The sequence below is a fragment of the Bartonella sp. AA16NXGY genome (genome assembly GCF_042197325.1).
In the GTDB taxonomy this organism is placed as follows: Bacteria; Pseudomonadota; Alphaproteobacteria; order Rhizobiales; family Rhizobiaceae; genus Bartonella.
The window spans coordinates 1-24,922 of sequence record NZ_JBHIRR010000004.1; the positions used below are offsets into that span (position 1 = coordinate 1).

16 protein-coding genes and 2 pseudogenes are annotated in these 24,922 nt (G+C 38.4%); 9 read left to right on the top strand and 9 right to left on the bottom strand.

What is annotated here, in order from left to right:
- Positions 1-105 precede the first annotated feature (105 nt).
- The 7 genes from trwL (ACFINK_RS03320) to ACFINK_RS03350 all read right to left on the bottom strand — a co-directional run bounded on the left by trwL (ACFINK_RS03320) (position 106) and on the right by ACFINK_RS03350 (position 3,251).
- Complete coding sequence (gene trwL, locus ACFINK_RS03320) at positions 106-429, bottom strand: VirB2 family type IV secretion system major pilin TrwL (protein WP_375638241.1); 324 nt, start codon at positions 427-429, stop codon at positions 106-108.
- Between the two features lie 79 nt (positions 430-508).
- Positions 509-829 carry a VirB2 family type IV secretion system major pilin TrwL gene (gene trwL / locus ACFINK_RS03325; protein WP_375638242.1) on the bottom strand — a complete coding sequence of 107 codons (321 nt, stop codon included), beginning with the start codon at positions 827-829 and terminating at the stop codon, positions 509-511.
- A gap of 78 nt (positions 830-907) precedes the next feature.
- Entirely contained in the window at positions 908-1,222 is a 315-nt protein-coding gene (trwL, locus tag ACFINK_RS03330) for a VirB2 family type IV secretion system major pilin TrwL (RefSeq protein WP_375638243.1), read from the bottom strand.
- A gap of 82 nt (positions 1,223-1,304) precedes the next feature.
- On the bottom strand, positions 1,305-1,628 hold the full coding sequence (trwL, locus tag ACFINK_RS03335) for a VirB2 family type IV secretion system major pilin TrwL (RefSeq protein WP_375638244.1): 324 nt from the start codon (positions 1,626-1,628) through the stop codon (positions 1,305-1,307).
- Positions 1,591-1,890: a KorA family transcriptional regulator gene (korA, locus tag ACFINK_RS03340; RefSeq protein ID WP_375613158.1), complete on the bottom strand. Its 300-nt coding sequence runs from the start codon at positions 1,888-1,890 to the stop codon at positions 1,591-1,593. Before korA ends, trwL (ACFINK_RS03335) begins: the two co-directional genes overlap by 38 nt.
- A 117-nt stretch (positions 1,891-2,007) precedes the next feature.
- Positions 2,008-2,637 (bottom strand): lysozyme family protein, encoded by a 630-nt coding sequence (locus ACFINK_RS03345; RefSeq protein ID WP_375613159.1) that lies wholly within the window; start codon positions 2,635-2,637, stop codon positions 2,008-2,010.
- A complete protein-coding gene (locus ACFINK_RS03350) occupies positions 2,637-3,251 on the bottom strand; it encodes a hypothetical protein (protein WP_375638245.1) in 615 nt (204 codons plus the stop codon). The genes ACFINK_RS03345 and ACFINK_RS03350 overlap by 1 nt, the downstream gene beginning before the upstream one ends.
- A gap of 128 nt (positions 3,252-3,379) precedes the next feature.
- Here ACFINK_RS03350 and ACFINK_RS03355 point away from each other — a divergent pair, with 128 nt between their 5' ends.
- Positions 3,380-3,667 (top strand): H-NS histone family protein, encoded by a 288-nt coding sequence (locus ACFINK_RS03355; RefSeq protein WP_015857007.1) that lies wholly within the window; start codon positions 3,380-3,382, stop codon positions 3,665-3,667.
- Positions 3,668-5,240: 1,573 nt separating this feature from the next.
- Here ACFINK_RS03355 and ACFINK_RS03360 read toward each other — a convergent pair.
- Complete coding sequence (locus ACFINK_RS03360) at positions 5,241-6,518, bottom strand: ubiquinone biosynthesis hydroxylase (RefSeq protein ID WP_375638246.1); 1,278 nt, start codon at positions 6,516-6,518, stop codon at positions 5,241-5,243.
- 744 nt (positions 6,519-7,262) lie between these two features.
- Between ACFINK_RS03360 and ACFINK_RS03365 the strand changes: the two genes are divergently transcribed.
- From ACFINK_RS03365 to ACFINK_RS03395, 7 genes and pseudogenes are all read left to right on the top strand, one after another.
- The gene (locus ACFINK_RS03365) at positions 7,263-9,704 is read left to right on the top strand and encodes an FtsK/SpoIIIE family DNA translocase (protein WP_375638247.1); all 2,442 of its coding nucleotides are present in this window, start codon (positions 7,263-7,265) and stop codon (positions 9,702-9,704) included.
- Between the two features lie 721 nt (positions 9,705-10,425).
- Positions 10,426-10,686 (top strand): annotated as a pseudogene (locus ACFINK_RS03370) (DNA translocase FtsK); the annotation flags it as partial.
- Between the two features lie 121 nt (positions 10,687-10,807).
- Positions 10,808-11,416, top strand: coding sequence for a LolA family protein (locus ACFINK_RS03375; RefSeq protein WP_375638248.1), 609 nt, complete (start codon positions 10,808-10,810; stop codon positions 11,414-11,416).
- A 33-nt stretch (positions 11,417-11,449) separates the two neighbouring features.
- Positions 11,450-12,265, top strand: a complete 816-nt coding sequence (locus tag ACFINK_RS03380) for an exodeoxyribonuclease III (RefSeq protein ID WP_375611707.1) — start codon at positions 11,450-11,452, stop codon at positions 12,263-12,265.
- A 61-nt stretch (positions 12,266-12,326) separates the two neighbouring features.
- Positions 12,327-13,808 carry an efflux transporter outer membrane subunit gene (locus tag ACFINK_RS03385; protein WP_375638249.1) on the top strand — a complete coding sequence of 494 codons (1,482 nt, stop codon included), beginning with the start codon at positions 12,327-12,329 and terminating at the stop codon, positions 13,806-13,808.
- Positions 13,805-15,031 (top strand): efflux RND transporter periplasmic adaptor subunit, encoded by a 1,227-nt coding sequence (locus ACFINK_RS03390; protein ID WP_375638250.1) that lies wholly within the window; start codon positions 13,805-13,807, stop codon positions 15,029-15,031. Before ACFINK_RS03385 ends, ACFINK_RS03390 begins: the two co-directional genes overlap by 4 nt.
- A 3-nt stretch (positions 15,032-15,034) precedes the next feature.
- Positions 15,035-17,023, top strand: coding sequence for a MacB family efflux pump subunit (locus ACFINK_RS03395; protein ID WP_375638251.1), 1,989 nt, complete (start codon positions 15,035-15,037; stop codon positions 17,021-17,023).
- Positions 17,024-18,202: 1,179 nt separating this feature from the next.
- On the opposite strand, the pseudogene ACFINK_RS03400 reads toward ACFINK_RS03395, so the two are convergent.
- Positions 18,203-18,389 (bottom strand): annotated as a pseudogene (locus tag ACFINK_RS03400) (integrase); the annotation flags it as partial.
- A gap of 731 nt (positions 18,390-19,120) precedes the next feature.
- Between ACFINK_RS03400 and ACFINK_RS03405 the strand changes: the two are divergent.
- Positions 19,121-24,079 (top strand): DEAD/DEAH box helicase, encoded by a 4,959-nt coding sequence (locus ACFINK_RS03405; protein WP_375638252.1) that lies wholly within the window; start codon positions 19,121-19,123, stop codon positions 24,077-24,079.
- Positions 24,080-24,922 lie beyond the last annotated feature (843 nt).

Consider the following 24,922-nt stretch of genomic DNA (forward strand, 5'->3'; position numbering starts at 1 on the left):
CGATGATTTTGTTGTTACTTTTCGGTTTCAGATTAATTAAACTTTGCATATCTCACTCTTATTAAAATTCTAGATAACATATTGTATTTATAATTAATGCCATTATTATGCTGTTTTAAATAGCAGAGTAACAAGTTGGGTTGCTGAACCTGCGATAACGACCCCGATTGCCCACCGTACAAATGTATCCTTTTCTATGTAGCGGCCTGCGTAACCAATTGCTAAGCATAAAAGTATAACAGCAGCAGCGACAGGAATAATCACTTTTAAATCTGTCTGTAAAGCTGTTAGAGCGTCCGATGCATTTGTTAAAACCGATGGTTTGGCTTGTGCATGAGCAGAACTATTTATAAGGAACGCAATCATAGCAGCAGAAAATGCGATGATTTTGTTGTTACTTTTCGATTGAATACTAATTAATTTTTGCATATTTGACTCTTATTAAAATCTAGATAATATTTTTATATGAACAAACATATTGTATTTTATAATTTATATAATGCTATTATTACGCTGTTTTAAATAGTAGTGAAACAAGTTGGGCTGCAGAACCTGCGATGACAACACCGATTGCCCACCGTACAAATGTGTCTTTTCCGATGTAGCGTCCTGCATAACCAATTGCTAAGCACAACAGTATAACGGCAGCAGCAATAGGGATAATCACTTTTAAATCTGTCTGTAAATCTGTTAGAGCTGTCTCTGCATTTTGTAAAATGCTTGCGCTGGCGGCGTAAGCAGAACTATCCATAAAAAACGCAGTCATAGCTGCAGAAAATGCGATGATTTTGTTGTTACTTTTCGGTTTCAGATTAATTAAACTTTGCATATCTCACTCTTATTAAAATTCTAGATAATATTTTTTATATAAATAAACATATTGTATTTATAACTAATGCTATTGCTACTATTTTGTAAATAACAGTGTAACAAGTTGGGTTGCAGAACCTGCGATGACAACACCGATTGCCCACCGTACAAATGTGTCTTTTCCGATGTAGCGTCCTGCATAGCCAATTGCTAAACATAAAAGTATAACAGCAGCAGCAATAGGGATAATTGCTTTCAAGTCTTTCTGTAAAGCTGTTAGAGCGTTCGATGCATTTGTTAAAACGGATGGTTGGGCATAAGCAGAATTATTCATAAAGAACGCAGTCACAGCAGCAGAAAATGCGATGATTTTGTTGTTACTTTTCGATTTGAGATTAATTAAATTTTGCATATCTCACTCTTATTAAAATTCTAAATAATATTTTTATACAAATAAACATATTGTATTTTATAATTTATAATTAATACCATTATTACGCTGTTTTAAATAGCAGTGAAACAAGTTGGGCTGCTGAACCTGCGATAACGACCCCGATTGCCCACCGTACAAATGTGTCTTTTCCGATGTAGCGTCCTGCATAACCAATTGCTAAGCATAATAGTATAATAGCAGCAGCAATAGGTATAATTTTTTCAATATCGCCTTGTAAACCCTTTAGAGCTGTCTCCGCATTTTTTAAAGTTTTTGCTTGGGCTTGTGCATGAGCTGAACTACCCATAAAAAACACAGTTAAAGCTGCAGACAATGCAGCAATTTTATTACGAGCTGTTGTGTGAAGAATATTTAATTGTTTCATGTTCTTTATCCTGATTAAGATTAAAACTCCCACAAATGACCCCTCTTTCATGAAGAAACTTAAAGAGATATTTTGGATCAGCCCAAGTTCTTAGTTTTCCTCTTTGTGTAAGTAATGTATATTTATTTGGCTTTCCGGTAATTGGATCATCAGAAATAAATGTGAAATACCATTCTCTTTCTGAAAGCATCACGACTGTAATCTCACGTGCTGCTTTTTGACTAAATGCCATATCAACGCTGTTTTGTTCTATCATTTTCATTATCTTTGCCCTCAATTAGAAGAGATTTTGTTCAATCTTACTAATTAGAGCTTTAACATTTTCTTATCTACCTTTCATTATAATATCCTATCAAAATTCTAGATTTTCGTGAAAATATCAGTCATCACTCAGTGATCTTCTCGATGAAGAAAAATCTTCAGCTGAAAAAGCATCTCTGGCGCTACTTTCTTTATGTGTAAATGCATCTTCTTCTCCTTTTGAAGAGAGAGAAAGAGAATCTACTTTAGTTGTCTGTTCTGGTTCTTCTTTTTTAAGCTTTACAGGCTCCTGCAAGTCTTCATTTCCTCGTACAGCAGCTTTTACTCCAATATATGAAGTAACTTTTTGCATACGGGTGTGGCTTGAGTTTTCTGTATTGTAAAAATTCAGCACAGACTGCAAAGTCGCTTTTTCAAAGACGCACTTTGATGTTGTTTGTTCATAGCAGTAAGTTAAAGCGCTTTGTGCAGCTGTAAGATTTCTGCAAAAATCAAATGCATCAAAAAGAGAAAACAATTTCACATTTCCAACACCAATTTGCCCTAAAATTATGTTAAAATTATGTTCACTCTGTTCAGCTGTTGCGATTGTTTCCTTAAGCTGAGATGATTGATAGAAGAAGTTATCTTTATCATCTGTTACATAGACATTGTCCCGCGCTTCTTGTTTGGCGATAACTGAAAATGCTATGGGGGGCGTATTGGATATGTATGCAGCAGCAAAAAATGTGAAATCTGGAACAATCATTAGCAATACACCTTATTACGAAGAATTTTATTAATACAAATGCTAATTCTGTGTTGTGCTTTTTCTCGTTGTCTTTTGATTTTATAAATTTGCAGAATGAGATTGTTTAGCTTAGAATATTCCTTGTGATTATTGCTTTGTTTTCTTCTAAGAATATTTCTAATATATGCGAATATCCAACCAACAAGATAAAAGTGTGGAATAAAATAGAGCACATTACGCCAACCAATATTATTCGAATCACGAAGAAAGGCGCTGCTTTTAAAAAATAATAATCTTTGATACTGTATTGAAGCTGCTTGTTTTATATAATCCTCTAGTTGCAAAAATCTTTTCAAAAAAAATTTATACGAAGTAAAAAGCCGTTGTGTATGAGGGGAGGTTTTCTTGTCATAATGAACTACACTATCATTATACAGAGAGGGCTTGTTCTTTGTTGCGTATTGCCATAACTTATAGAGTGACGATTTATATTTACTTTTGACTACTGATTCATAAGATTCAGAGAGGTGTGATGGCGCTTGAGCACTGCATTTAGTAGTTTCAGCAATTGAACTGAAAAAAGATGCAGTGGTGGTAACTGATATACCAATAAACAGCTCTTTGTGGTCCAAAGCACATCTCCGTCAAAGTGATATATGTATCGTAATTTTAATTTCGATAATAAATAGACAGAAATTGTCTATAATTGTGTTTAAAATATGGCAAGAAAAGATTCTTTTTTGCAAGGGGAGTAATTAAGGTGAATGATCTCAAAAATATGAATTTTGATGAGCTACAAGAGATGCGTACACAAATCGATGTGGAATTAAAAAAACGGCAAGCAAAGGAAAAGCAAAATGCGCGACGAAAAATTCTTGAAATTGCTAATGCCCATGGAATTGATATCGCTGATCTTGTGAGCAAAGAGCGCCATTATAGAAATCCCAATAACCAATGGGAATTATGGAATGGGCGTGGACGTAGACCTAAGTGGATTAAAGAGTGGTTGGAGAATGGGTATACACTTGATGAACTCGAAGTAACGTAACACGTGTGCGATCTTTACAAGATAAGGGAATACCAAGGAATGTAAATGCAAGAAGTATGCTCTTTTGGGTAATTTAATTGTATAAATATACTGAACGAATATATTAAAGTATTGAGTTACCAAATACAATGATAGGGAGCGTGAACAATTTATTTAAATGCAAAAGGTCTTGTTGTCATAATCTGGCAAGCATAATGATGATGCCAGATTGGAATATTGTAATTGCTTTTGGCATGTGAGAGAGGGGGGATATTTTACTTCTTTTTATCGTTTCATTAACGTTGCTCTTTTTAGTCTATGTAAATAAATAGTTTTATTGATTATTTACAAAAATGGTCGAAATGAGAATAATTTATTGCATAGGGATTTTAACTCAATATGTAAAATGATAATTTTATCAATTAATATGTTAATAAATTAGCATACTTATATTTTTGAAATACTGTTCTGTAGAACAAGCCTGATGTTATAGATTTTGTTTGGTCTTTTTTCTGTAAGATTATATATGAGGCATTTACTTTATTTATCGTTCGTTTAGTTGAGATGAGTGAGTGTGTAGAAAAATGGAAAATTTCTATGGCTGTTATGGGTTTTATAGAATTTATGACATATTTCTGAGCGTTTGTGATTAAAATTCATTTATGAGCGTTTATGAATAATGAATAAAGAGTGTATTTGAAAATAAAAGGATTGGATCATTTCTATTGCGGTTTATCTTCTTTTATGGTGTGAAATAGGGGGGTATGCAGGTTTACAATTGTGTGTGATGGTATAGAGTGCGGAACACTTTGTTATATATCGGAATATTTTTTCTAAAATTGTGTGGTATTCCACAATAAGTTAAAGAGTTTGTCTGAGAAGCAGAATGCCCCAAACGGAATACATTTATGTTTCCAATTTACGCGCTTTTTTAAAAGAAAATTTTTCAATGCAACTAAGCTTATTTTATGGCGCTTCTCATGAATAGTATAACGTAAAAGCCCCTATGATCATATAAAATTCATTGTACACCACCATTTTTACTTCAATAAAAAGTATAAGCCGGCGTCCTTATACACTTTACTCGCCTCCAATATTGCTAAAGTCCTTAGTTCTTGAGAGAGGGAGGCTTTTGTCGCTTTGTTTAATTGTTTTATTTATACGACACTTTCGCTTGTGATGTGCAAGCGAATGATTTTGATTGCTTCAACATGAGAGAGATTTGAAATAAGGGTATTTTATGATCTTTAGATTTCTCACTCAATATGAGAACAATGAACTTATTATTATAAATAAAAGTGTTGTGTGCTAAAAAGTCTTGTTTATTTTATTATGCCGTGAAATGGCTTCTTTTAAGGTGTGGTGATATAAAGCAACAACCTCTTTGAGATATTAAACGTTTTTTTCAGTGCGTAGTGAATACTCTCATAATGTAGCTTGCTTGTCGAGTTTTATGTTAAGTGAAATATGGGAGGAGGAAGTCAAGAAAAAATTACTCGACAGGAATCCGGTTTGTAAACAGATTGGATGAGATAGGAATTTTTTGTTCTTTGAAGGAGGAAGGGAAAGGTTGTAAAATAGTATGAATTTTTTCTTAAAGTGGGAAGCCGCGTAGAAGACGTGGGGCATTTGGAGAGAGTCCGGCAGCTTCTTGAATGAAGTATTTTTTTATTTTTGGTGCTTGATTAATGATTCCAAGGCCGGTATCGCGGAGCATCCGTAAAAGAAGGCTATCATTAGAAAAGAGTTTATTAAGCCAATCATTGCTTAAAGCCATACGGACAATTTCAAAACGTCTCCAGCTTTGATAGCGCTCTAAAGCCGTGAGGGAGCCAATGTCAAGACCTAGTCGTGCTGTTTCAATAATCACTTCAGCCAGCGCAGCGCTATCGCGTAATCCTAAATTGAGTCCTTGTCCTGCAATGGGGTGGATGGTATGGGCGGCATCGCCAACGAGAGCAAAACGTGGTTTAACGCATTGACGTGTTAAAGAAAGACTCAAAGGAAAAGCTTGACGTTCGCCATCCCAAGAGAGTTTGCCTAATCGATGGCCAATGCGTCTTTCGAGTTCTGTTTCAAAAATAAGTGCATCAGCTTTGAGATAATATTGCGCAGTTTTATGATCTTCATTCCACACAATGGCGGATCGGTTGCCTTTAAGAGGGAGAAGAGCAAAAGGACCGGCAGGTAAAAAATGTTGAATTGCTTGACCATTATGGGTTTTTTCATGTTCAACTGTGCAGATGATTGCTGTTTGTTTATAGGGATGAGAAAAGTTTTTAAGATCTGCTTTTTGGCGTAATTTCGAATGGGCTCCGTCAGCTGCAATAAGCAATTTTGTTTGCCAAACCTCTTCATTATTTAAAGTGACGGTTGTATGTTGGTCTTCTTGATGAAAATCAATGACACGGGTGTTTGTAATAACAGGGATATTGAGATCTTTGACACGTTTTTTTAAAGTGTTGATGAGTTCTCTATGCTCTACCATAGCAGCAAAGGGCTCGCCGGGATTAATGTCGCCTTCAAAGGTTAAAAGAGTGGGTTTGACAGGATCATTTGTGCTTGTATCTGTGATGATCATTGAATGAATGGGTTGCGCATAGAGTTTTATAGATTCCCAACATTGTAATTGTTTTAACATACGAATAGAAGCAGCAGCAAGGGCAATGGTTCGTATGTTAGAAGCAGGGGGATCTCCTTGTGGAGCAGCATCAACGATTTTTATTTTCAGATTAGGGGCTGTTTGCTTGAGTGCTATCGCTAGGGCTAAACCGACAGCCGCTCCTCCTGCAATGAGCAGATCACATTGTTTAGTTTTATGAGATTTAATTTTTTTATTGGGTTGTACGTCTTTATTGCGATTAGAACACACAATACTTCTTCCATTGTTTATAGTTTGCTTTCTTTTAAAAAGAATATCTTTTTACATTGCCTAAAATATCTTAACTTTTACTTTTCTCTCTGCTTTACAAAAACGAGGTTTCTTTTTAGCGCCAATCTGATGACAGATTGGTTTTTCAGAGTTTTTCTGCTTAATCATTTATGTGATTCATCTTACAGATTTATCGGATAAGCTTTTTTAAATATCTTCTTCAATTCTTTTTACACTTGGTTGATAAAAAAGAAAACTAAAAATAAACAAAGATGGTCGTGTATTTTTTAAGTTGTGTGAGTTACTTCAGTATGCTTGTCCTGAAGGGGGACATTTCGTTAGTATGATAGATAAAAATAGATAAAAAATTGTGGTCATTCGTGATGGTTAAAACAGTATTCATATTTCGCCGTTATCATGATGTAGCGTAAAAAATATTATTTGTTTAAGAAGGTGCCTATAGCACCCATGTAACACTTTACACATAGGGTGTTTTTTGGTTGATCGTGTGATAAATATTCAGGGAGAGCTTTTTGTGCGCCTTATGAAGGATTGTCTCTTAGGGTGGTGGGTATATGAATGATATGAAGTGGTTAGAAGGTAGAACGCGCTAGATAAGAAGTCGGATTGTTTACAGGCTATTTGTTTACAAATTGGTACAGAGTTTAAGCTTCATCCTTTTTTAAGAGAGAGAGGGAGTTATAACTCTTTAAAATATAAAATTTTTGTATTTGGAATTGATAGATGCACCGAAGTTCTTCTCCTTATGATTCATTAGAAGTGCGAAATTCTCAAGGTTCGCGTCTTATTGAGATGTTTTTACGTCAGATAGGAGTATTTATTGGGCTCGGGCTTTTGGGCTTTATTATTTTTTGTGTGTTTGCTTTGGCGACGTGGAATGTTGCGGACCCATCTTTAACTCATGCAAGTACAAATGAGGTTACAAACCTTATGGGGTGGATGGGGGCAATTTTTTCAGATTTTATTATGCAGTTTTTTGGCTTGGCAAGTCTTTCTGTTTTGTTGCCACCGTTATTTTGGTCTTTTCTCTTGTTGGCGCAAAAGAATATCTACAATTTGACTTTACGCTTTTTTTTATGGGTGCTATCAACGATTTGTTTTTTAATTGCTTTTGCTCTTATGTCACCTATTGCTTCTTTTACTTATTGGCCATTGCCAATGGGATTGGGAGGGGTTTTAGGAGATAAAGTTTTAAGTGTTGCTTCTTCAGTCTTTCCTCTTTTTCTTTCTCCTCCTTACACGGTGTTTTTCAGTGTTGTTTTTATTCTTTTAGGTTTTTTCACCGCTGCTTTTGCTGGTAATGTAATATGGCGGCGTCGAACAAAGAAAAGAAAAGAAAAAAGCATTCCAAAAGACGAAATCGTTAATCCAGTCTTTGAGTTGGAAGAAGATACGGAATATGCCGCAGAGGAGGATCGTGAAAATCATGGTTTTTTTGCGACAACTTGTGGCGCTCTTTTGCATCTTTTTTATTTTTTACAAGCGCGTTTTTTTCGTTTATTCTGTTTCAAAAGGCGTTTTCAGAGTAAAGGGCAAGGAAAGCCATTTGATCGGATTGAGCCAACTTTTTTAGGTGAAAAAGTAAAGTGTGAGGAAAATCAAAATAAAGCCTATGTTTCTCCTGTTAAAAATCGAAAGTCTTTAACAGCTTCTTCAAAGGGTGGTTTTGTTCTTCCTCTTGTAGATTATCTTTCGGTTCCACCACCGTCTGTTAAGGATGCAAAACTTTCTCCTGCTGTTTTAAGAGCAAATTCTCAGGAGCTTGAAGGGGTTTTGTTAGATTTTGGAGTCAAAGGAAAAATTATAGATGCTTGTCCTGGACCGGTGGTAACTTTGTACGAATTTGAACCGGCTGCAGGCATTAAGTCCTCCCGTATCATTGGTTTGGCAGATGATATTGCACGCTCGATGCGTGCGATTTCGGCGCGTGTTGCGGTGGTTCCAGGACGTAATGTTATTGGAATAGAATTGCCTAATGCAAAGCGTGAGATGGTTTATTTACGAGAAATGTTGCAGGCGCAAGAATTTATTGACAGCAAAGCCAAGCTAGGACTTGCTTTGGGTAAGACAATCGGGGGGGAAGCTGTTGTTGCAGATTTAGCAAAAATGCCCCATCTTTTGGTTGCTGGTACAACAGGATCGGGAAAGTCTGTTGCTATCAATACAATGATTTTATCATTGCTTTATCGTATGACACCTGAACAATGTCGTCTCATTATGGTGGACCCGAAAATGCTTGAGCTTTCGGTTTATGATGGCATTCCCCATTTATTAACACCCGTGGTGACGGATCCTAAAAAAGCCGTGATTGCTTTAAAGTGGGCTGTTCGTGAAATGGAAGAACGCTATAGTAAAATGTCAAAACTAGGCGTTCGTAATATTGATGGGTTTAATGCACGTCTTAGGGAAGCTGCAAGTCAGGGAGAGACAATGGTTCGGACAATTCAAGTTGGATTTGATCGTGAGACTGGTGAGCCTCTTTATGAAACGGAAACACTTGATTTTAGTCCTATGCCCTATATTGTTGTCATTATTGATGAAATGGCTGATTTGATGATGGTTGCTGGTAAAGATATTGAAGGAGCGGTTCAACGTTTAGCACAAATGGCACGTGCTGCCGGTATCCATGTAATTATGGCGACACAGCGTCCTTCTGTCGATGTTATTACTGGGACGATCAAAGCCAATTTTCCTACACGTATTTCTTTTTCTGTGAGTTCAAAAATTGATAGCCGAACAATTTTAGGCGAACAGGGGGCCGAGCAATTATTGGGACAAGGAGATATGCTCTTTATGATGGGAGGAGGACGTATTCAGCGTGTGCATGGGCCTTTTGTTGCGGATGATGAAGTGGAGCAGGTTGTTGCGCATCTCAAAGCGCAAGCACGACCGGATTATTTAGAAACAATTACGCAAGAAGTTGAAGAGGATGGTGCTGATGTTTCTTTGTCTTCTCCTTCAGAAGATGATCCCTATAGTCAAGCTGTTGCTATTGTGCTTCGTGATCGTAAGGCTTCGACCTCTTATATTCAACGCCGTTTAGGCATTGGTTATAACCGCGCTGCGACATTGATTGAGAGGATGGAAGAAGAAGGTATTATTAGTCCAGCAAATCACGCAGGGAAACGAGAAATTTTAGTGCCTGCTGAAGAAGAGCGCTTTTGAAAAATCTTTATAGTTGTTTTTTATAATACCTTGTAAAACAAGTGTTTATCCTATTGTATCGTAGAAAGTCTGCATTTTCATATACCAGCTCTCAATTTGCGATAGCTCTTTGGTACTTGAGACTCCTTATAAGGGGATTCTTTATCTTATATAACTTTTATCCATACACCAACCTTGTTTGTAACGTGCAAGCAAATGATTTGAATTGATTCAATATGAGAGAGTATGTGATGAGAGAATCTTATTGTCTTTGGCGTTATGATTTAAGTTAAAAAGATAAATTATTATAAATCAATATCTTGGTATAAAATAATGTTATTGCGAGTATAGGGGTGTAAAAGCATGTAAGACTTGATATTTTAGTGTCTTTTTAAGTGCGTTCTAAATATTTAGGGCAAGGCTGATCTGTCGAGTCTTAATATAAATGAATTATATGGGGTGGGAAGCTAAGTGAAATTTGCTAAACTCCAAACTGTTTACAGAGTGGTTCGGATGAAGATTTTTATTCTTTTGGGTGGGAAGGAAGTCAAAAAAGCATTTTTGACACTTAAAAGAGCTTTCAGGTTCGCGAGTAATATGTTTAGTCCTTAATCCATTATGTATTGACTATAATTTATGTTGCTTCATAGATTAGGGGTGGGAAAGAATATATTATGCGTTTAGAAAATCAGCAGAAAAGCAGGAAAATTTGATGATTTCGGAAACTTAAACGCAGACTGGTTATTTGGAAACGATACCGCAAGAAATAAAAAAGGATGTTTCTTTAGTTTTTTCTTTAGCAGATGATTCCTATTGTCAAGCTGTTGCTATTATGCTTCGTGATCGTAAGGCTTCAACTTCTTATATTCAATGTTGTTTAGGCATTGGTTATAATCGTGCCGCCACATTGATCGAAAGGATGGAAGAAGAAGGCACCATTAGTCCAGCTAATGATATGGGTAAGCGAAAAGTTTTGGAGACTGTCGAAGAAGAATACTTTTAAAAATCTTTTGATATTTTTTTCAAACAATATCTTTATCTTATAAAGAAGGGTATTTATTCGTCGTTGATCACTTAAGTTATGAATTATAAAGTCAATTAAGTATTGCTTGGGAGCATTTTTTATGAAAACGTCTTTTTTACTGCAAAGAAGAGTCTTTGGGTTGGTGGGAATTATTATCTTTTGGTGTTTAATTGTTCCTGCTTTTTCGCAAGCCTCTAATAAAGTGGCAAAGGCGCAGAATGTTGTGAACCATTTTGCGGCAATCAAAACAATGACAGGTGATTTTATTCAATTTAGTCCAAAGGGAAAGATGTCTCAAGGAACGTTTTATCTAGAGCGTCCAGGGAAAATTCGTTTTATTTACAAGAAAATGCCTTTACAGATTATTGCAGATGGTCAATTTGTGGGCATTAACAATCGGGCTTTGAATACTTGGAACTTTTCACAACTTTCGCAAACGCCAATGAAATTTCTGTTGGATGATAAAATTGATGTATCTTCTGGGCGCTTGTTCGCATTTCGCGAAGATCCAGGGGCCGTGACGATTGTTCTGCGTGATCAGACGATTGGGGCAGGGCAAATAAGGATGGTTTTTGATTCTAAAGGCTCTGCTTTGCGACAGTGGACAATTGTTGACCAACAAAATTTGGAAACTACTGTGCAGATTATGAATGTGCGGACAGACGTCCGGTTCGCTAATGGGATGTTCACACTTCCTTCGAAGAAATGAAGAAAGAGTGTTACGTCATTGGGATTAAAACAAATGTTCTTTCGTATTGCGACTTGGAATATTAATTCTATTCGTTTGCGTCTTGCACAGGTTTTTCAGTATTTGGAACTCTTTTCCGCAGATGTTTTGTGTCTACAGGAAACAAAATGTCCAGATGCTTTATTTCCAGTGGAGGCTTTTGAAGCAGCGGGTTATAAGCATATCGCATTGAGTGGACAAAAATCTTATAACGGGGTGGCTATTGTTTCTCGTTTGCCTTTTAAAAAGGTAGAAAAGCGTTTTTTTTGCCAAAACCAAGATTGCCGTTATATCTCAGTTATTGTGGAAGCCCATGGGAGAAGCTTGCGGATTCATAATTTTTATGTTCCTGCTGGGGGAGATATCCCTGATGCTGATGTGAATGAAAAGTTTCGTCATAAGCTTGATTTTTTAGAAGAAATGTCCTCCATTCGTGCGGATCAAGGCGATGGTCTTTCTTCTCTTTTGGTGGGAGATTTAAATATTGCTCCTTTGGCAGAGGATGTTTGGTCTCATCAGCAATTGTTGAAGGTTGTAAGCCATACTCCCATTGAAACCGAGCGTTTACAGGATTTGTGTTGTCAAGGTGGATGGGTTGATCTGATGCGGTTGCATATTCCTGTTCCTACCAAGCTTTACACATGGTGGAGTTATCGTGCTCGCGATTGGGCATTTACTGATTATGGGCGGCGGCTTGACCATGTTTGGTCTTCTCAAGATTTAGCCCCTTTTGTTGTAGATCTTTCGATTTTTCGTGATGCGCGCGGATGGGAACGTCCTTCAGATCATATTCCTGTGCAAACTGTATTTGATTTTTCACGTCAAGTTTGAAATAAGAGGTAAATAAAGTATTAATATTAAATAATGATTCTGAAAGAATGCGGGAGACTGGATGTATATCAGAAATCTCAAATGGGGCGCTTCTCGTGGATTATTTTTTAGTGTCTTGTTGTGTTTGCTTTTGTCAGGATGTATGGTTGGTCCTAATTACCAGAAAACATCTTTTCGTGTTCCAGCAGTTTGGGGAGAAAAATCTGCACAGACTGCACGGCAGCCCGTTGCGCTTGCCGGATGGTGGCGGCATTTGAATGATCCTGTTCTAGATGCGTTAATGGATTACGCGATTTCTGGAAATAATAATGTTGCTGTTGCCAAAGCTCGGGTACGTGAGGCGCGTGCGGGTTTAGGACAGGTTGTGGGAACTCTTTTGCCAAATGTGTCCAATTCAATTTCAGGAACCCGTAGTCGTTCTGGACAGTCTGATGCATTGTTAAACCAGTATAGTAGTGGTTTTGATGCAAGCTGGGAGCTTGATTTTTTTGGTGGGCATAAACGTGCGGTTGAAGCAGCGCGTTATGGCCTTGATGCGGCTGTGGAAGATATGCGCGCTACCATGGTGACATTACTAGGAGATGTGGCAACAAATTATGTGCAAATGCGTGGCTGGCAACAAAAGTTGTTTATTGTGCGGCAAATTGCTGTATCACAACGTAAAACTTATGAACTGATGCGCGCTAGATTAACAGCTGGTGATGTTTCTGAGCTTGATGTTTCAAATGCGCAAGCACAAATGGCAAATACAGAAGCAGATATATCACAGATGGAAGCGAATTTAGCAATGAGCGTTCATCGCCTTTCTGTCTTAACTGGTCGTGTGCCTACGGCATTGAAGGATCTTTTACAAAAAAATGCTAAGCATGCAAAGATTCCACAACCACGCTGGCCGATACCAGCAGGAATTCCAGCCGATATTTTGTTAACACGTCCAGATTTGCGACGGGCAGAGCGTCAATATGCGCAAGCGACAGCACGGATTGGTCAACGTGAAGCAGATCGTTATCCATCACTTACTTTAACAGGTAATATTTCGACAGCAGCAACGGCAATTGATCAATTATGGAAAAATTCAACGATTGGCTGGTCTTTTGGACCTGGTCTTCGTTTTCCTCTTTTTAATGGAGGTCAGGTCGAGGCTTCTATTGCGGTAGCGCGCGCGCAGCGTGATCAAGCTTTTATTACTTATCGAGCTGCTGTGTTGGAAGCTTTAGAAGATGTAGAAAATGCGCTTGTAAGATTAACGAAGGAACATCAACGCTTAGAAAAGCTAATCGTTGCGAATAAAGCTTCTCTTCATTCCTTAAAACTTTCACGGAACCTTTTTGAGAATGGAAATACTAGTTTTCTTGAATTGTTAAATGCTGATCGCTCTTATTATTCTGCACAAATGGCGCTTAAAGATAGCCGTGTTTCTTTGGTTACGCAATATATCACGTTGATGAAAGCATTGGGGGGGGGCTGGGATGGCGTTGTTGATGTATCGCGTCCAGAAGTCGTTGATAATGCACCTCGTTCGCGTGCAAAGGTAGGGAAATGAAAAAAAACTTACTCAAAAATTTCATTACAAAACACAAAAAACTTTCCTTCTTTTTAACTGCTATATTTCTCATTCTCTTGTTGTTATGGTTACGTTCTGTTTTTTTTGGAACATCTACTCCAACTTATATAACAGCGGTGGTGAAACGTGGGGATATTGAGGAAAGTGTTTTAGCTTCTGGTCTTGTACGTCCTTACCGGTTGGTGGCTGTTGGTGCGCGAGCAACAGGGCGTGTGGTGTCAATGCATGTTTCCCCTGGGAGTGTTGTGAAAGAAGGCGATCTCTTGGCAGAAATTGATCCTACAGATCAGGAAAATGATTTAAAAAGAAAAAAAGCAGCATTATCGCATTATTATGCGAGTTTGATAGAACAAGAAGCCTATCTTTCTCTTGCACAGAAAAATTTAGAGCGTCAGAAAAAAATGATTGAAACACGTGCGGTTTCACGTGCGAACCTCGATGAGGCTACGACACAGGTGAAAATACGCGAGGCGCAAATTGAACAACTTCGTCAGCAGATTGTGCAAGCACAAATTGATGTGGAGAGTGCAGAGGTTAATTTAGGTTATACACGCATCACTGCCCCTTCAGCGGGAACGGTTTTGGCAACAGTTGTGGAAGAAGGGCAGAATGTGAATGCGGTTCAGTCGGCGCCAACGATTGTTATTTTGGGTGATTTATCAAAGATGACGATCAAGGCGCAAATCTCAGAAGCAGATGTTCTTAAAGTCCGAGCTGGACAACCACTTTATTTTACAGTTCTAGGTAATTCACAGCGTCGTTATGAAGGCGTTTTAGAAAAAGTAGAGCCGGCTCCTGAAGCAATTCGTGCTGATGTGAGTATTAATCCTGGTATGGTGAGTGGTTCTAGTGCTTTAATATCATCGGCTATCTATTACAATGGAATTCTACATGTTGATAATGCGGACAATTTTTTGCGAACCTATATGACTGCTCAAGTTCATATTATCTTAGGGCGCGCGCAGAATGTCTTGTTGGTTCCAAGTGATGCTTTACGCGATGAGACAAGAGAGCGTAAAGCATGGGTTTCTGTTTTGGTGGGGGAAAATAAGGTGGTTACTAAACAGGTGAGCGTTGGGTTGAATAATAAGGTTATGGCAGAGATTGTTTCAGGACTTAACGAGGGTGATGTCGTCGTCACTAGTTCGTCTGATGGAGTGATGCCAGAGTCTTCTCACATGCACAGCGAAGACGAGAGTTAAAGCATGAGCACAAATCAAGCAGATGCTGTCTTCGTCTTGGAAAATATTGTGCGCAAATTTCCTGCGGGCGAAGCGTTTGTTACCGTTTTGAAAAACATCAATCTTACCATTAAACGTGGTGAAATGGTGGCAATTGTAGGTGCTTCCGGTTCAGGTAAATCGACCTTGATGAATATTTTAGGCTGTCTTGATCGTCCAACTTCTGGTCGTTATTGGATCTCTGGTAAAGAAACAGCTTCCCTTTCTGCGGATGAATTGTCGGCTTTGCGACGTAATCATTTTGGTTTTATTTTTCAGCGTTACCATTTGTTGAATGAATTGACAGCTCTTGGTAATGTTGAAATTCCGGCTATTTATGCGGGATGTGCCGTGGAAGCAAGGAAACAGCGGGCACAGGATCTTTTAACGCGTTTGGGCATGGGTGATCGGATAAATCATCGTCCAAATCAGCTTTCTGGTGGTCAGCAACAACGTGTTTCTATTGCTCGGGCGCTCATGAATAATGCGGAGGTCATTCTTGCAGATGAACCAACTGGTGCATTGGACAAAAAGAGTGGGCAAGAAGTATTGCATATTTTGGATGAACTTCATCAAGAGGGGCGTACCATTATCATTGTAACCCATGATATGCAGGTGGCTGAAAGAGCAGAGCGTATTATCGAAATCAGTGATGGGGAAATTATTGCTGATAAGCAGTCAAGGGTTGCAAAAACAAAAGTTGGTGGAAAATCTCTTCAGGAACAACAAAATCTAAAAGGCCAACAAAAACTGGGCTTTTTTCGTTCTTTTGTTGAGCGATTCCGTGAGGCGTTTGTGATGGCTCTGTTGGCAATGAATGCACATCGCATGCGGACTTTTCTAACAATGCTTGGGGTGATTATCGGTATTGGGGCGATTATTGCTATGGTGGCTTTAGGGAATGGTACACGAGAGAAAATTCTGGAAAATTTTAAAAGTTTGGGTACTAATACATTAACCATTTTTCCTGGTAAAAGTTTTTCTGATCCACAAGCAGAAAAAATAACCAGTTTGGTTGAAGCTGATGCAGAAGCCTTGTCTGGATTACCTTATGTTTCTGGTGTGACACCACAGATTTCAGCAAGCTCGAAAGTGCGTTTTGGTGCAGTTGAAGTCAATGCCATTATTGCGGGGGTGGGAGAACAATTTTTTCAGACACAGGGGCTCAAAGTTTTCAAAGGACAGTTTTTTGATCAAAAAAGTGTCCATGATCGGGCGGTTGATCTCGTGATCGAGAAAGAAGCATTGTCTGTTCTTTTCCCCCATAGCCATGAAAGCCCCCTTGGAAAGGTGGTGAATGTGGGTAATGTTCCTGCGCGTATTATTGGTGTTGTTGATTCGCAAAATAATGCAAGTGGAGATACATCAAATACTTTACAGCTTTATTTACCCTATACAACAGTGCAGACGCGTTTTCTTGGTACAACAGAAGTTCGTGCAATTATTGTTAGGATTGCTGATGATATTGATTCATATTTAGCGGAGACCATGATAAAACGTTTTCTCATTATGCGGCATGGCGGGGAGGATTTTTTCATTAGAAATTCTGAATTTTTCCGTGAACGTGTTATGGAGAGTACAAATATTTTAACACTTTTAATTTCTTCAATTGCAGCTATTTCCCTGGTTGTGGGGGGTATAGGGGTGATGAATATTATGTTGGTCACTGTTTCTGAGCGGATCAATGAAATCGGCGTGCGTATGGCAGTTGGTGCACGGCAAAGTGATATTTTACAGCAATTTCTCATTGAAGCGATTTTGGTTTGTGTGATTGGTGGTGGTTTGGGAATCTTGCTTGGACTTTCTATAGGTGGCTTGTTTCTTCTGTTTAAGGCACCTATTCATTTGGTTTATACTATTGAATCGATCATTATGTCTCTTACTTTTTCAACCCTCATAGGAATATGTTTTGGCTTTTCTCCAGCGCGGCAAGCTTCACGGCTTGACCCTGTTGTCGCCCTTTCACGCGATTAAGCTTTATCAATTGGGGCATGTTTGTTCGTGATGCTTTCCACTTGGATGAAGCATTTATGAAGCGAAACATGAATGGAAAAAGTTTAGCATTATTTGCTGCTCTATTTTAGAAAACGCTTTGTTCATTAAGTGGAGCGTACCACTAGAGGTGAACGTTTTATAAGGCACCCCATCATGTGAGATATGGTAGGCATATAAGCCTTCTTGAGGCATTAAATGTTTTGAGAATGCATGATGAATATTTTAAATCTTTCTTGTCGAGTCTTATGGAAGTAAATCCTATTAAGGAGAAATTAAATAGAACCCGTTAGAATGAGATTGCTTGCAGACTGAATTTTGTTAAAAATTCTCGTCTTCTGAGATGTGAAGAGGAGGACAAATAAAATATACTGCGCGACGATTCTTAAGATTTAACCTAAAAAGAGGCGGGGGAAGTGAATAGTATATCTGCTAACAAACAAAAGAACAAAAAAGAAGGTTGATGCCAAAAACAGCTTAAACCTCCGTTCTTCCAAAAAAATGAACTGGTATCGAGATAGTTGAGCAGTTTAAGAGGTTTCGTTTAGTCTTTTTAAGATTTTCGGAAAAGAGGTTATGAGGATTTCTCACTTTTAGTTTTGCAGAAGGTGGTGCAAATTATAGGTGTTTAGGTTTATGCAAATAAATTATGATCGTGCTCAAGTTTTAAAATGTGACCTAAGACACAGCCATTTTCTGTTCCTTTATGCGAGTAACTTAGCTTTCTTTAGAATATTTTGTTTAAGGCATCGCTTTTTTCTGCCTTATCTCATGATTTTGGAGCTGAAGGATAAACAAGCCATTTGAGTTTCTAGGGTAAGGATGCCGTCAGATACTCGGTAGGGGGCGCGTGATCTTAAGAACTAATACCGTGAGATGCGGGTTTGATTTCATGAGTTTGGTGAGGACAACAAAAAGTTTGAGAGGCGGATAGCTTCTTATTTTGAATGATGTATGAATGAAAGGGGCTTTCATTTATTGAAAAAGAATAAGCTCATATTCAGCAGATGTGAGATGAAGTAAGAGCATCGTAATACCAAGCTGCAGTTATGCTGCTAAAGAACATAATGGCGCTAGTGATGAGCAATGGTATGTCTAGTTGGTATGGTATTCTTCCTCCTGCTACAAGTTCGATACAGAGCGCCATTGTGTTGCACATTAACACTCTTGTTTTAAAGAAACATTTCTCAAGGTATCCAAGCCTATTTTGCGACGCTGTTCATGGTAAATCTATTGAGCACCTCCATCTTTACGCTTATGAAGTAATAAGCCGGCACCATCATTATATTTGCCAGCTCGTGGGTGTTGCGATAGACCTTGCATTAAGGCGGCGGTTCATAAGAGCCATTTTTAGTCATTTCTTGTACAGTTTTTCTCCACACACTCATCCCGCTTGTGATGTGCAAGCAGGTGGTTTTGATTGATTCAAGATAAACAGATTTGAAATGAGAAAATCTTACGTTATTCAGAGTTCTAATTTAATATGAATGACGCTATATTATCATTATAAATCAATATATTGTACATATAAAAAAGAATTCTAAAACCACCCGCTATAAAGTATAAGAAGCGAATAATTAGTCTACGAAAGAACAAAAGAAAAAGAAATATTTCAAAAATCAATATTTTGAATATCACGACTAATATTTTGCGTATTATAGTGAAATTATATGCATGATCGTTCGTAAAATGCGCTGTTTTGTGTGTGGAGTTTCTTCCTTGGTGTCTTGTGTGTTCGCAGGTGTCCTATCCATTTCCTCCTCTCATTCTTAAGCTAAATCCTAAAATTATTGCGCACTTTATTGTGTATTCTTAACAAAAGGCAAAAAATATTTTCAAAATCATCACGCCTTACCGTTTATTTCCATAGGGATATAGACATCAATAAATGCATCATATGATTTGGGGGATACTCAAAAAGATCAAAAGATTCTCTCTTGTTGATTTAATTAAGCATAGAAGAAATATCTTAAAATCAAGCAATTTTAAGCTTTTTTTAAGTTTTTTGGGTAGAACAAGAGGCATTAATGAATAGGTCTAGATTCGATAATTGAAGATGTTTTTAATAGAGAGAAAAGCATGACGACGCTGCAATCGCTTTTACAGAGCTATCGTGATGAAGCGCGTACCGAACGAGATAAAGGTACATATTTTGAGCGTTTTGCTCTTGCTTATCTGACACATGATCCTCTTCAGTCTGGGTGTTATGAGAAGGTTCAAACCTTTAAAGATTGGGCTCATGAAAATGATTGGGATGGTCGTGATACTGGTATCGATCTTGTGGCAAAGCTTCGTGATGGAGGGGGTTTTGCGGCAATCCAATGTAAATTTTATGATGCAGCCTATCGGATTAGAAAAGCAGATATTGATAGTTTTATTTCGGCATCAGGGAAAGCTCCATTCAAGCGGCGTGTTATTATAGATAGTACTGAAAGTACTTGGAGTGATAACGCTGAAACAATGATACGGGGGCAGGATATTCCTGTTATACGGATTAATCTTTCCGATATACAACAAAGTCCGATCCGTTGGGAAACTTTTGCAGCCCAAGGCAAAGTTGTTTTGGAGGATAAAAAGAAAATCCGTCCACATCAATTGGAAGCATTGCGTGATGTGCGTGCTGGGCTTGCTCAAGCAGATCGGGGGAAGCTTATTATGGCTTGTGGTACTGGTAAGACATTTACCAGTCTTAAAATTGCTGAGGATTTGGCGGGTGAAGGCAAGTTTGTTTTGTTTCTTGTTCCTTCCTTGGCACTGATGTCACAGACGGTTCGTGAATGGACAACGGATGCAGGAATCGGATTGAGATCTTTTGCTGTTTGTTCCGATACACAAGTGGGAAAGCGTCGTAAAAATAGTGATGATGTTGCTGAAATTGATGTGTTTGATCTTGCTTTTCCGGCGACAACCGATGCTGCTAAACTTGCAGAACAGGTGGCGAAGAGTGTTGCAGATAAGATGATCGTGGTGTTTGCAACCTATCAATCTATTCAGGTGATTGCTGATTCTCAGAAAAACTATGGTTTGCCAACATTTGATCTTATCATTTGTGATGAAGCGCACCGTACAACAGGGGCAACGCTGGTGGGAGAGGATGAATCCAATTTTGTTAAGGTGCATTCCAATGATGTTATTCGCGCCAAGAAGCGCCTTTATATGACAGCGACACCACGTATTTTTGGTGATAACGCAAAAAGTCGCGCGAATGAAGTTAATGCTGTTCTTGCTTCGATGGATGATGAAAAGCTTTTTGGTAAAACACTTTTTTATCGGGGTTTTTCATGGGCAGTACAAAATGATCTTTTAACAGATTATAAGGTTATTGTCTTAGCAATGGACGAAAAATTGGTCAGTTCCGCTGTTCAGAAGCGCCTTAGTGATAGCGATTCTGAGCTTATTCTTGATGATGCAACGAAGATTATTGGCTGTTATAAGGCTTTGACAAAACAAAATATGAAGGCTGATGTTGGTACGGATTCATATCCTATGCATCGTGCTTTAGCGTTTTGTAAAACTATTCAAAGTTCTAAACTCGTTCGTGATGAGTTTTCTGCGGTTGTTAGAGAATATCTTGATTATACGAAAGAGGATACAGAAAATGAACATTTTCTGAAGTGTGAAATTGAGCATGTTGATGGCACTTTCAATGCAAAGGATCGTGGTGCATTACTTGATTGGCTGAAAGCTGATAGTGGGGATGATATTTGTCGTATTTTAACCAATGCAAGGTGTTTGTCTGAGGGGGTGGATGTTCCGGCTCTTGATGCGATCATGTTTTTAAATCCACGCAAGAGCCAGATTGATGTTGTGCAAGCGGTTGGGCGGGTGATGCGTCGCTCTGAAGGTAAAAAGATGGGATATGTCATTTTGCCAATTGGTATTCCTCCTGATACTCCAGTGGAACAGGCTTTGAACAACAATGATAAATATCGGGTTATCTGGCAAATTTTAAATGCTTTGCGTGCACATGATGATCGTTTTGATGCAACGATTAATAAGGCATCCCTCGGGCAAGATATTAGCAATGTGATTGAGATTATTGGTGTCACACAGAGCACTGAATTAAAGGCTATTACGGCTATTGTAGACAATCTTCCACTACGCGCACAACCAGCACGATTGGGTATTGGTACAGCGGAGCGTGATGTCCTTTTTACAGATGAACAAGGGGAGCTTGCTTTCCCTGTGGATGAGATTTCGCGTGCCATCATGGCAAAGATTGTCAAAAAGTGTGGGACACGAGATTATTGGGAGGATTGGGCGAGCAATATTGCTGAAATTGCTAAGAATCATATCACGCGCTTAACAGGCATTCTGGCAGAGCCAAATACTGAGGCGCGTCAAGCCTTTGACAGGTTTGTGGCAGAACTGCGTGATGACTTAAATGATGCTGTTACAGAAGCTGATGCGATTGAGATGTTGGCACAGCATATTATCACGCGTCCTGTCTTTCAGGTGTTGTTTGAAGGCTATCAGTTCACACGTGAGAATCCTGTCTCGCGTGCTATGCAGCGTATGCTTGATGTGCTTGATGAGGCAAATCTTGATAAGGAATCCAAAGATCTGGAAAAATTTTACGCAAGTGTAAAATTACGAGCCAGTGGCATTACGGATCCAAAAGCAAAACAGAGGTTGATTGTAGAGCTTTATGATAAGTTTTTTCGTTATGCTTTTCCACGCACTGTAGAAAAATTAGGCATTGTTTATACCCCCGTCGAGGTTGTGGATTTTATTTTGCACTCTGTCAATGATGTATTAGAGCAAGAATTTGGGCAAACGCTTGGCTCATCGGGTGTGCACATCATGGATCCCTTTACTGGAACGGGGACTTTTATCACACGGCTTTTACAATCGGGTTTGATAAAACTAGAGGAGATGAAACACAAATTTTGTCGTGAAATTCATGCCAATGAAATCGTGCTTTTAGCCTATTATATTGCAGCCATTAATATTGAGACGACCTATCATGGTCTGATGGGGGGCGATTATGTTCCGTTTGAGGGAATTTGTTTGACCGATACATTCCAGCTTTATGAGCAAGAAAAAGACCTGATCAGTGATTTGCTGGTGGATAACAGTACACGTCGGGCGCACCAGAAGGAACTGGATATTCGTGTTATTGTTGGCAACCCCCCTTATTCTTCTGGACAAAAAAGTGAAAACGACAATGCGCAGAATATTGGCTATCCTAAATTGGATCGTCGCATTCGTGAAACTTATGCTGCTCAATCCAAAGCAAGCAATGTTAATGGACTTTATGACAGTTATATTCGTGCCATTCGTTGGGCAAGTGATCGCATAAAAGACTGTGGTGTTATTGGTTTTGTGACAAATTCAGGTTTTATCAATGGATATTCTACGAGTGGATTACGAAAAGAATTGAATGAAGAATTTTCGAGCATTTATGTTTTCAATTTGCGTGGTGATATTCGCAAAAATATGATGAGCAAAGGAGCTGCTCGAGAAGGGCAAAATGTTTTCGGAAGTGGAAGTATGGCAGGAATCGCTGTGACACTATTTATTAAAAATCCAAATGTCACGGAGCATTGCAAAATTCACTATTACAATATTGGTGATAATCTCACGACAAAGGAGAAATTATCTCAACTTCAGCGGTTGGGTAGTGTTGGCGGTATCAAGCGTGAACACGGCTGGCAGATGATTACGCCAGATGAATATGGCGATTGGCTGAATCAGCGCAACAGTGATTTTAAAAAATTTCTGGCCTTAGGTGATAAGAAAGGCAGTGATAAAAAGCTCTTTGAAACGTTTTCTCGTGGGATTATAACTACTCGCGATGCCTGGGCATATAATTCAAGCCGTGAAAATCTAGCGAAGAATATGCGTAACACGATAACTTTCTATAACAATGAAGTGGAACGTTTTAATAATGTTTATGCGCATTCTGACCGCAAAGCACGTGCAAATGCTGTGAACGATTTTGTTGATACAGATACCCAAAAAATCAGTTGGAGCAGTAGTCTTAAAGAGGAATTGGTAAGAGGAAAGTTTTCTGAATTTGAAAGTAATTGCTTAGTTCAAAGTCTTTATCGTCCTTTTACACAACAATGGCTTTATTATAACCGTACTTTTAACGAAAGAGTATATCAAATGCCGCGTATATTCCCTATGAAGCAAGCGGTTGAAAACAGAGTAATACAAGTTACGGGAGTTGGAGCAAGCAGTGGATTTTCTGTTCTGATGACTAAGAATTTATCTAATCTTCATGCAATGGATACTGGTCAATGTTTTCCACGGTATGTTTATGAAGATGTTGCACCCTTAGGAGCTAAAAAAGGGAATCAGGTTCATTTGTTTGCAAATTTTGCAGAGGAAAGCAAAGAAACTGGTTTACAGCGGCGTGATGCTCTTACGGATGAAGGGTTGGCTTATTTTAAGGCAGCTTATCCTGGTGAAATGATTACAAAGGATGATTTGTTTTATTATGTTTATGGGATTTTGCATTCTGAAGATTATCGTGCTCGTTATGCGCATAATCTGTCTAAACAATTGCCGCGTATTCCAACAGTTAAAAAGGTAGAGGATTTTTGGGCTTTTGTTACAGCGGGGCGAAAGCTTGGTGATTTGCATATGAATTATGAAGAAGTTGAACCCTATCCCGTTACCTATAAACAGGGTGATCCAAGAACTTGGGTGATTTCTGATGAGAAGAGTTTTTATCGTGTTGAAGCAATGAAATTTGCTGGTAAGCGTGGTGCTATTGACAAAAGCACAGTGATTTATAATGCGCATATCACGATGCAGAATATTCCTCTTGAAGCTTATGAGTATGTGATCAATGGCAGGCCTGCTCTTGAATGGGTTATGGAGCGGCAGGTTGTCAAAACGGATAAAGCGAGTGGGATTGTGAATGATGCCAATCGCTATGCTGTTGAAACGGTGGGTAATCCAGCTTATCCATTGGAATTGTTTCAGCGGGTTATTACTGTAAGCTTGGAAACAATGAAAATTGTGCGCAACCTGCCAAAATTGGAAGTGAGAGAAACTGAAAAGGTTAAATTATCCATTGTGCGGTAAAAAAGTGTTGAGTCGTAACAAACTGGCACTATCATACACCTTGCCAGCTCGTGGGTATTGCGACAGCCCTTGGCACTTGAGACAAGTCCATAAGAGGCATGTCTTTCTTGTACAGTTTTACGCTGCGCAGGCTCTCTTCCTTTGTGATGTGCAAGAAAATGGTTTTGATTGATTCAATAGAGAACAGATTTGAAATGAGAGAATCTGATGATATTGAGAGCTCTCATTCAAGTTGTAGCGTAATAAATTTTCATTATAAATCAATATATTGTATGTGATAAAGCACCTTAGGCAGTGAGGTCGCTAAAATTATGACGCATGAGCTTTAGCGGCAGTGATGAATATTCTCAGGCAGGGTTTTCTTATCGAGCTTTATGTGAGTAAACCATATAAATGGGGAAGCTGAGAGGAACTTGTCCAGAGAAAGTGGATTGTTTACAAATCGTTGCTAATAAGAATCGTCGCCTTTTGAGATGTTGAGAGGAAATGACAATTCTCATGAAATCTGTCTTTTGAGATGTTCTGATATTGAAGTGAGCAGGTGGAACGCGTTAGACAAGAAGCTGAGTTATTATTGTTTACAGATCAATAGAGTTTAAAAATTTTCGTTCTTTTTGGGAGAGGAAACCAGACAAAAAGTGATCTTAGAGAGCGAAATGATTTCAAAAAAGATTGCGATAAAAAATGTAGGGTATTTGTCGCGGTGTGCGTTTTGAGCTTATTCCTATCTGTGATCTAAAATGCTCTTATGAAGATGCTTTTTAGAATAAGAGATTGTTACTAATATATTGACTTATAATGATAGTTTAATGTTCTCTCTGTTAAATGAGAAATCTAAGTATT

Excerpts from the sequence above, each read along its gene's own strand:
- trwL (WP_375638241.1), bottom strand. The coding sequence starts at position 429 with ATGCAAAAATTAATTAGTATTCAATCGAAAAGTAACAACAAAATCATC.
- trwL (WP_375638242.1), bottom strand. The coding sequence starts at position 829 with ATGCAAAGTTTAATTAATCTGAAACCGAAAAGTAACAACAAAATCATC.
- trwL (WP_375638243.1), bottom strand. The coding sequence starts at position 1,222 with ATGCAAAATTTAATTAATCTCAAATCGAAAAGTAACAACAAAATCATC.
- trwL (WP_375638244.1), bottom strand. The coding sequence starts at position 1,628 with ATGAAACAATTAAATATTCTTCACACAACAGCTCGTAATAAAATTGCT.
- korA (WP_375613158.1), bottom strand. The coding sequence starts at position 1,890 with ATGAAAATGATAGAACAAAACAGCGTTGATATGGCATTTAGTCAAAAA.
- ACFINK_RS03345 (WP_375613159.1), bottom strand. The coding sequence starts at position 2,637 with ATGATTGTTCCAGATTTCACATTTTTTGCTGCTGCATACATATCCAAT.
- ACFINK_RS03365 (WP_375638247.1), top strand. The coding sequence starts at position 7,263 with ATGCACCGAAGTTCTTCTCCTTATGATTCATTAGAAGTGCGAAATTCT.
- ACFINK_RS03375 (WP_375638248.1), top strand. The coding sequence starts at position 10,808 with ATGAAAACGTCTTTTTTACTGCAAAGAAGAGTCTTTGGGTTGGTGGGA.
- ACFINK_RS03380 (WP_375611707.1), top strand. The coding sequence starts at position 11,450 with ATGTTCTTTCGTATTGCGACTTGGAATATTAATTCTATTCGTTTGCGT.
- ACFINK_RS03385 (WP_375638249.1), top strand. The coding sequence starts at position 12,327 with ATGTATATCAGAAATCTCAAATGGGGCGCTTCTCGTGGATTATTTTTT.
- ACFINK_RS03390 (WP_375638250.1), top strand. The coding sequence starts at position 13,805 with ATGAAAAAAAACTTACTCAAAAATTTCATTACAAAACACAAAAAACTT.
- ACFINK_RS03395 (WP_375638251.1), top strand. The coding sequence starts at position 15,035 with ATGAGCACAAATCAAGCAGATGCTGTCTTCGTCTTGGAAAATATTGTG.
- ACFINK_RS03405 (WP_375638252.1), top strand. The coding sequence starts at position 19,121 with ATGACGACGCTGCAATCGCTTTTACAGAGCTATCGTGATGAAGCGCGT.